At 35.9% G+C, this 6,873-nt stretch carries 6 protein-coding genes; all 6 read left to right on the top strand.

Annotated elements, in window-relative coordinates; all coding sequences use genetic code 11:
* Positions 1-477 precede the first annotated feature (477 nt).
* The 6 genes from BMY85_RS05945 to BMY85_RS05920 all read left to right on the top strand — a co-directional run bounded on the left by BMY85_RS05945 (position 478) and on the right by BMY85_RS05920 (position 6,761).
* Positions 478-1,368: a zinc dependent phospholipase C family protein gene (locus tag BMY85_RS05945; RefSeq protein ID WP_092477348.1), complete on the top strand. Its 891-nt coding sequence runs from the start codon at positions 478-480 to the stop codon at positions 1,366-1,368.
* Between the two features lie 64 nt (positions 1,369-1,432).
* Complete coding sequence (gene trxA / locus BMY85_RS05940) at positions 1,433-1,744, top strand: thioredoxin (protein ID WP_092477347.1); 312 nt, start codon at positions 1,433-1,435, stop codon at positions 1,742-1,744.
* A 186-nt stretch (positions 1,745-1,930) separates the two neighbouring features.
* Positions 1,931-5,110 carry a bifunctional diguanylate cyclase/phosphodiesterase gene (locus tag BMY85_RS05935; protein ID WP_092477346.1) on the top strand — a complete coding sequence of 1,060 codons (3,180 nt, stop codon included), beginning with the start codon at positions 1,931-1,933 and terminating at the stop codon, positions 5,108-5,110.
* 199 nt (positions 5,111-5,309) lie between these two features.
* Positions 5,310-5,825, top strand: coding sequence for an RNA polymerase sigma factor (locus BMY85_RS05930; RefSeq protein ID WP_092477345.1), 516 nt, complete (start codon positions 5,310-5,312; stop codon positions 5,823-5,825).
* Positions 5,822-6,223, top strand: a complete 402-nt coding sequence (locus tag BMY85_RS05925) for a hypothetical protein (protein WP_092477344.1) — start codon at positions 5,822-5,824, stop codon at positions 6,221-6,223. The genes BMY85_RS05930 and BMY85_RS05925 overlap by 4 nt, the downstream gene beginning before the upstream one ends.
* The gene (locus tag BMY85_RS05920) at positions 6,201-6,761 is read left to right on the top strand and encodes a hypothetical protein (protein WP_092477343.1); all 561 of its coding nucleotides are present in this window, start codon (positions 6,201-6,203) and stop codon (positions 6,759-6,761) included. Before BMY85_RS05925 ends, BMY85_RS05920 begins: the two co-directional genes overlap by 23 nt.
* Positions 6,762-6,873: the final 112 nt, after the last annotated feature.

The following is a 6,873-nucleotide window of genomic DNA, read 5'->3' as shown; positions in this document are numbered from 1 at the left end:
AATTGCTGGTTTGGAAGTGCAATAGACATCCAGGAGAAGTCAGCACCAACATCAATACCAACAGAGATAAATAATTCATCAAGATTAAAAATAACATTATTTGACATGAGCAAGAGCTCCTTTCTGACAGGAATCCATTTCCAATCTGGCAGGTACACAACCTAGCGCGTTATTCGGGTATTGCCTTTTGGCTCCCAACTAGCTAAAACATAAAATCCTGTCGAATGGACTAATTGACTTAATTGTAGGTATCCGCTGATATTTCAGCATCCCAAGGAGGAAAACATTATTTGTCCTATCCTAAGAGATAATACCTTATGTTTTATCTGGTGTCTATCAGGAACCGTCAGACATGATAATTATTTATGATAACATCTGATGAAGGGAGAACACCTTCTTCCGTTATCAGATTTATAGAAACTTATTAACTAAGTAGTCTTAATTGACTACATCATTATTATACTAGGAGGTTTGTTTATGCCCGCTTTTTTTACTCATTACGCATTTTGTGTGGATAATTATAAAAAGTTAAAGAATAATTTTCTGAAATCTATTATAAAGGAACATCGGAAAGCATATGCACTTGGTGCAATTGGACCAGATATATTTTTTTATTATTTTCCAGATATAAGGAGGAAAGAAAAAAAGCCAGGGAATTTGCTGCATGAGAACTTTACACAGCGTTTTTTTGAACATATGCTGAAACGTGCGGAGATTATGCCCAAGAAAAAACAAAGGATTGCATATGCATATATTGCTGGATTTATATGTCATTACCAGTCAGATGTGCATTGCCATCCATTTGTATACGAAGAGTCTGCTTGGGCCAATCCTCATATTCGAAATGAGAAACATTTTGCATTAGAGGGGGCTATGGAAGTGTATTGCTGCTATGAACGTCTTCATAGGCTTCCTACAGAACTGGATCAAAGAAGCCTGATAAAGATAAATAAAGAAGAACGTAATGTAATTGCCACCTTATTAGCGGATGCATACAATACTACCTATATTGGTGTGAAGCAGTCGAAGTTGCGGATTCAAAGAATTTTATGGTTTGTGAGAGCTGTTATTTGGGCTTTAGAAGATAAAAAAGGCAGGAAAGAAAGGATCTGGACCAGACTAGAGAAATGGTTTACCGGTTACAACGAGACGGCTCCTTTATTTATCAATAATAATACCTATGCTTATACAGTAGAAGACTGGTATGTGTTTTCGCAGTATTATAAAAAGGGATTGAAATCATGTGAGAACATAATGCTGTACTTTACAGAGTACCTTGAAAAAACAGGTGATAAACGAAGGATGAGAAGTAAACTTCTTGAAGAGCTGGGGGATGAATCCTATCATAACGGGAAGATTTTTTCCTAGATTCCCAATGAAAAACTGTCGCTACATGAGGATAACTCCATATACTGTATAGGAGGCGATTCAGATGGCGATAATAGATGTTAAGAAAACGAATTTTGAAAAGGAAGTTTTAGGTTCTTCTACACCAGTGTTAATTGATTTTTTTGCGAATTGGTGTATGCCTTGTAAAATGCTGGCTCCTATTATACAGGAAATCAGCAAGGAGCACAATGGATTGAAAGTGTGCCGCATAAATGTGGAATCAGAGCCAGAATTGGCTGAGGCGTTTCAGATTATGAGCCTTCCCACATTGATTTATTTAAAGGATGGAATTGTAAAAGAGCAGTCTGTAGGATTCTGCAATAAAGAAGTTATAAAAAAAATGTTAAAACAATAAAAGTAAAAATAAGGCTGACAATGAAATTATTTGTCAGCCTTATGAGATCTCAAGCTGCCAAATGTATAAATCGTACAAATATGTTTAATGAATTGATATAAAGTTGTTTCATTTGTTCAAATTTTATCGTATAATAAAATCTATATAGATAAAAGCATGCCAATATTTACGTAGGGGGAATAGAAGATGCGAGATTCGGAAAAAGAATTACGTTTGCAGAAGCGAATTCAGGAGTTAGAACATGAACTTGACCTAAGTAAAATTAAATATTCAATTTTGGCTGATTGCACAGATTGTGGATTATGGGAATATGACATTGAAACAAAATGTTTAAACCAGAGTAAGAAACTGCATGGTATATGGGAACATAATAATTTAGATATACCAAATTACAGGGATACCGTTTTGGGATGGGGAATCATTCATCCAGAAGATGTAGATGTGTTTAAGGCATACTGCAACAGTATGGATAATGGGGTACCAAACTTCCAGTATGATTTGCGGGCGGTAACAGATGATGCAACATTTACCTGGTTACGTTATACTGGTTCTACCTATTATGATGAATATGGTAAGCCTATTAAAGTTGTTGGAAAGACGATTGATGTAACAAAGGAAAAGAAAGAAAAAGAGGATCTGGAGAGGAAAGCAAATCTGGACAGCTTGACGAAACTGAATAATAAGGTACATACCAGAGCATTAATTGAAGAGTATTTAAACCGGTATGATGGTGAAAATATAATGCATGGATTTTATTTAATAGACATAGATAATTTTAAACAGGTAAATGATACATGGGGGCATTTGTGTGGGGACAACCTTCTGGTGCAGTTTGCCAACAGGATTCTTGGGGCATTTACAACGAATGATATAGTTGGACGTATTGGTGGAGATGAATTTCTTGTTTTTGTTCCGAATATTAAATCTTATGCGGAAGGCAGAAGAATTGCACAGAAGATCATAACCAATGGAAGCAAGATATATCTGGAAAATCACCAGACGATTACGTTAAGTGTGGGAATGTCTGTTTTTCCGAGGGATGCGCAAAGCTATGATGCACTGTTCCGAAGTGCAGATCTGGCATTGTACCGGGTGAAGCAGAAAGGGAAAAATGGATTTTGTGCGTACGACAAGAAATGTAAATATAAAATGCGAAATTCTAATGGTGAAAGACCAGAAGCAATGAATGAAATCATTTTTAAGAACATGGAAGATGTAGAGACAAAATTATTCGATTATTCTTTCGAAACAATTAGTACAGCAGATGACATTGGTGAAGCTATTTACAATATTATGATGGAAGTTGGAATTTATTATGATTTATTTCGGGTTTCCATTGTGGAATATGCCAATAAAAAAGCTAAAGTTACAAAGTTATGGACAAAAGAAGAAAATATAAATACTCCTAAACAGAGAATAGAGGGGTATTTTACTAATAGCTGGAGAAATGTTGAAGAACGGTTTTATAGTGCAAAGTTCTATGTAAGTAATAAATTAAATGAAAAAGATAAGGAGAATCTGCAAGGCGAAGAGATAGAAAGAAGACAGTTTGTTCAATATCCTATTTTAGATGGAGAAGAACTGCTTGGTGTAATTACATTTGAAAAGTTATTGGATGAGAACACAGAAAGTGAGGAAGAAATATCTTCTAGAGAAGGATGCTGGACTCCAAGCCAGATATCTACATTGTCGTGTATTTCTAAAATGATATCCAGTTATCTCTTAAAGTTAAATACAAAAACAGAAGTGGCGGATGAATTGCTTTATACAGGATATGCTCTGGACAGTCAAAAACTTACTTTTTATGTAATTGACTCTGATTCTTATGAATTGCGATATGTAAGCCGTTATGCGAATGAACTGTTTCCAAGTATTGCAGTTGGAAAGAAATGCTATGAAGCAGTCATGAATCAGAAACAGCCATGTTCTAATTGTCCAATTGCAGGTCTGGCAGCAGATAAACAGCATTTTGCTACGGAATTGTATAGTGAAGAATTTGATACATGGTTTACGGTTAGTGTGTCGGTTGTAAATAAGGAAAACAGGAATAGGCAGTATCTGCTTTGCTGGACAGACGTAACAGCATTTTTAGAACGTGTCCGTTCGACGGATCAGCTGACAGGAACGTTATCTTATGATAAGTTTTATGCGGAAGCTATAAAAAAATTATCGAATACAGAGAGAAGCTATTCCATGCTGTATTTTGGCATTAAGGATTTTGCGAGAATAAATGATGAGTTTGGGTTTGAAATTGGGGATATGGTTATTAAACTGCTTGCCAACCGGTTTATAGATGTATTATCTGAGCAGGAGCTGATCTGCAGGATCAAGGGGGATGACTTTATCATAATGGTTGAGAGCAAAGATCTGTATCATCTGAAGGAGCGGACGTATCTGATGTGCAGGACAACAGAAATTTTCCTTCGTACCATCTATCCTGCCATGAATATGTATTGCATCTGTGGAATGTATGAGGTTACGGCAGAAGATTACTCTTTAAGTGCTATTCTTGATAAAGCGAATAAAGCTAGAAAAAAAGCATATCAGATGTTTAATGGGGATCATACGTTCTTTATTTATACGAAAGAATATGAACGTCAGGAGATGGAAGAAATCCAGTTAGAACGTGATATAATCGAGGCATTGAAAACTGGCCAGTTTCAGGTGTATATTCAGCCTAAGGTCTCTTTGGATACGAAAAAAATTGGAGGAGGAGAAGCACTGGTCCGCTGGGTGAAGCCAGATGGTTCGGTAGTTCCGCCAGGAAGATTTATTCCTCTTGCAGAAAAAAATGGAATGGTCATTGAAATTGATCATGAAGTTTACAATGTTTTATTCAAGCAGATGAGAGAGTGGCTGGATGAAGGGAAAACAGTACCTGTCATTTCAATTAATGTGTCCAGGCTGCATTTGTTAGATGATGAATTCCCAGCATTTTTTGAATCCCTTGTAGATTCTTATGGACTTCCTCATAAGCTGATTGAGGTGGAAGTGACAGAGAGTGTATTTTTTGATAAAGTAGATCGTATGATTAGCATGATATCCAAAATACGGGAGATGGGCTTTCAGATTTCTATGGATGATTTTGGAACGGGATATTCAACATTGAATATCATGTCAAATCTTCCATTGGACATTATAAAAATTGATGGGAAATTTTTTATGAACACACCTTTGGATGAACGAAACAGAACCATCATATCGGCTATTGTAAACTTGACAAAAAGTCTTGATTTTTCTATTGTTTGTGAGGGAATTGAGACGCTGGAACAGGTAAAATACATAACCAATGAGAATTGTGACTTCGCACAGGGGTATTATTTTTATAAACCAATGCCAATGCAGGAATTTGGTAAGCTGATTTAAAGAACATTAGCTTCCTGTCAGGCAAGAAAAAAGGAGAGTATTCATAATCCGATACTTTCCTTTTTTCGTTGTAAAGATTCTGCTGTACTTCGTTTTTTATAAAAAAGCCTCGAAATGCTATAAGTTTTTATAAAAAGCTGAAGAAAAATGGAATGGTAGTTCGTTATAATATATGAGTGCATTCAATTGACATTAGGAGGTGGGTAAAATTAAATCTGAAAAGTATCTAGAAGAACTGATAGATAATTATCAGAATCTAATCTTTTCAATTTGTTATAAGCTTACAAATGATTACTTTATAGCAGAGGACTTAACGCAGGAGACATTTTTATCTGCCTTTGAACATGCAGAATCGTTTCAAGGAGGGAATGAAAAGGCCTGGATATGCAGAATCGCTAGCAATAAGTGTATTGATTATCAAAAGCAGGCTAGCAGGCGGAATATACTATGTGAAGATGTGGCATTAGAGGAAACTAGGACGGATACACCTGAAACGTCATACATAGAAAAGGAGGCCTGCAATCGTTTTTTACAGGAATGTAAACGACTAAAGCCGCCCTATGATGAGATTGCAAGAATGTATTTTTATGAAGAAAAAAAGGTGCAAGAAATTGCAAATATGAAAGAGAAAAATGTAAAGACCATTCAGACACAGATCTACCGTGCTAGAAGTATGTTGAGAAAGGTGTTTCGAGAGGAGCGTGACAATTTATGAAAGATAAACGATATTTAAATGAGGAAGATTTGATGCAGCTGATAGCAGATGTTGAGGAGAAACATATGGTTCAGGCACCGTTTTATTTAAAGCAGGAAATTCTTCATAAGGTGAGAGTAAAAAGTGACAAAGATAGAGAACGCGCCCTTAAAAGATACTTTTTCAGGTATTCCTTTCAGGTGGCCCTTGCAACTGCAGCGGCTATTCTTGTACTGATTTTTGTGCCAGTGGAGCTTAGGAAGAAGCCACAAAGTGTAGAAAGTGTTAGTTGCCATGCGAATGCCGTAGCATGTAAGTTAAGGCAAATGTCTTCAAATATAGCGGAGAGTCTGACGCAGTTATCTAATCTGGTTTTAATAAAGGAGGAGCAAAAATATGAAAAAAATGAAGAAGAATAAATTCTGGTCCTTTTTCTTTTCGTTTATCCCAGGTGCGTTAGAAATGTACATGGGATTTATGAAAATGGGATTAAGTTTAATGAGTATATTTGGAATGGTATGTTTTGTAACATCCCTGTTAAATATAGGTGCATTATCATTTATAGGGATAGTTGTCTGGTTTTATAGCTTCTTCCATGCTCTGAATCTTTTAGCTTTGACACAGGAAGAGATAGAGCAGGTAGAGGATGAATATATGTTTGGCACAAATCAGGTTGTTTTTTCTAAAGTAGCAAATTACATTAAGTCAAACACAATCATTGTGGCAGCTTTGGTAATTGTACTAGGTGGATATGTTGTCTGGAAAGCATGCTTCATTTTTTTAGGTGACAGGTATGGATATTTCTGGTATATAGAAGAGGCGGCTACAAGATTCCTATTTGGAGCTCTGATTGTTTTAGCTGGTATTCATATGATTCGGAAAAAAAAGAAGGAATTATTCGGAGAGACATTGACAATAGAGAGGAAAGAAGAGAACAAGGAAGATGCAAAGGAATAAAGTGGTAAAAAGATTAGTGCAGCAGGCAAATAATAAAAAAGAGGAAAATAGAAAAAAGAATATGCTAGAAAAATAGCCAGCTGGACTTCTTGACAGGAGCTTACAATCGTGT

Source organism: [Clostridium] polysaccharolyticum, assembly GCF_900111595.1.
Classification (GTDB): domain Bacteria; phylum Bacillota; class Clostridia; order Lachnospirales; family Lachnospiraceae; genus Clostridium_AI; species Clostridium_AI polysaccharolyticum.
This window is presented reverse-complemented; position numbering and strand designations above follow the sequence as displayed.

Bases quoted from the DNA above. Each gene is read 5' to 3' on its own strand.
- BMY85_RS05945 (WP_092477348.1), top strand. From the start codon at position 478: ATGCCCGCTTTTTTTACTCATTACGCATTTTGTGTGGATAATTATAAA.
- BMY85_RS05920 (WP_092477343.1), top strand. From the start codon at position 6,201: ATGAAAAAAATGAAGAAGAATAAATTCTGGTCCTTTTTCTTTTCGTTT.
- trxA (WP_092477347.1), top strand. From the start codon at position 1,433: ATGGCGATAATAGATGTTAAGAAAACGAATTTTGAAAAGGAAGTTTTA.
- BMY85_RS05935 (WP_092477346.1), top strand. From the start codon at position 1,931: ATGCGAGATTCGGAAAAAGAATTACGTTTGCAGAAGCGAATTCAGGAG.
- BMY85_RS05925 (WP_092477344.1), top strand. From the start codon at position 5,822: ATGAAAGATAAACGATATTTAAATGAGGAAGATTTGATGCAGCTGATA.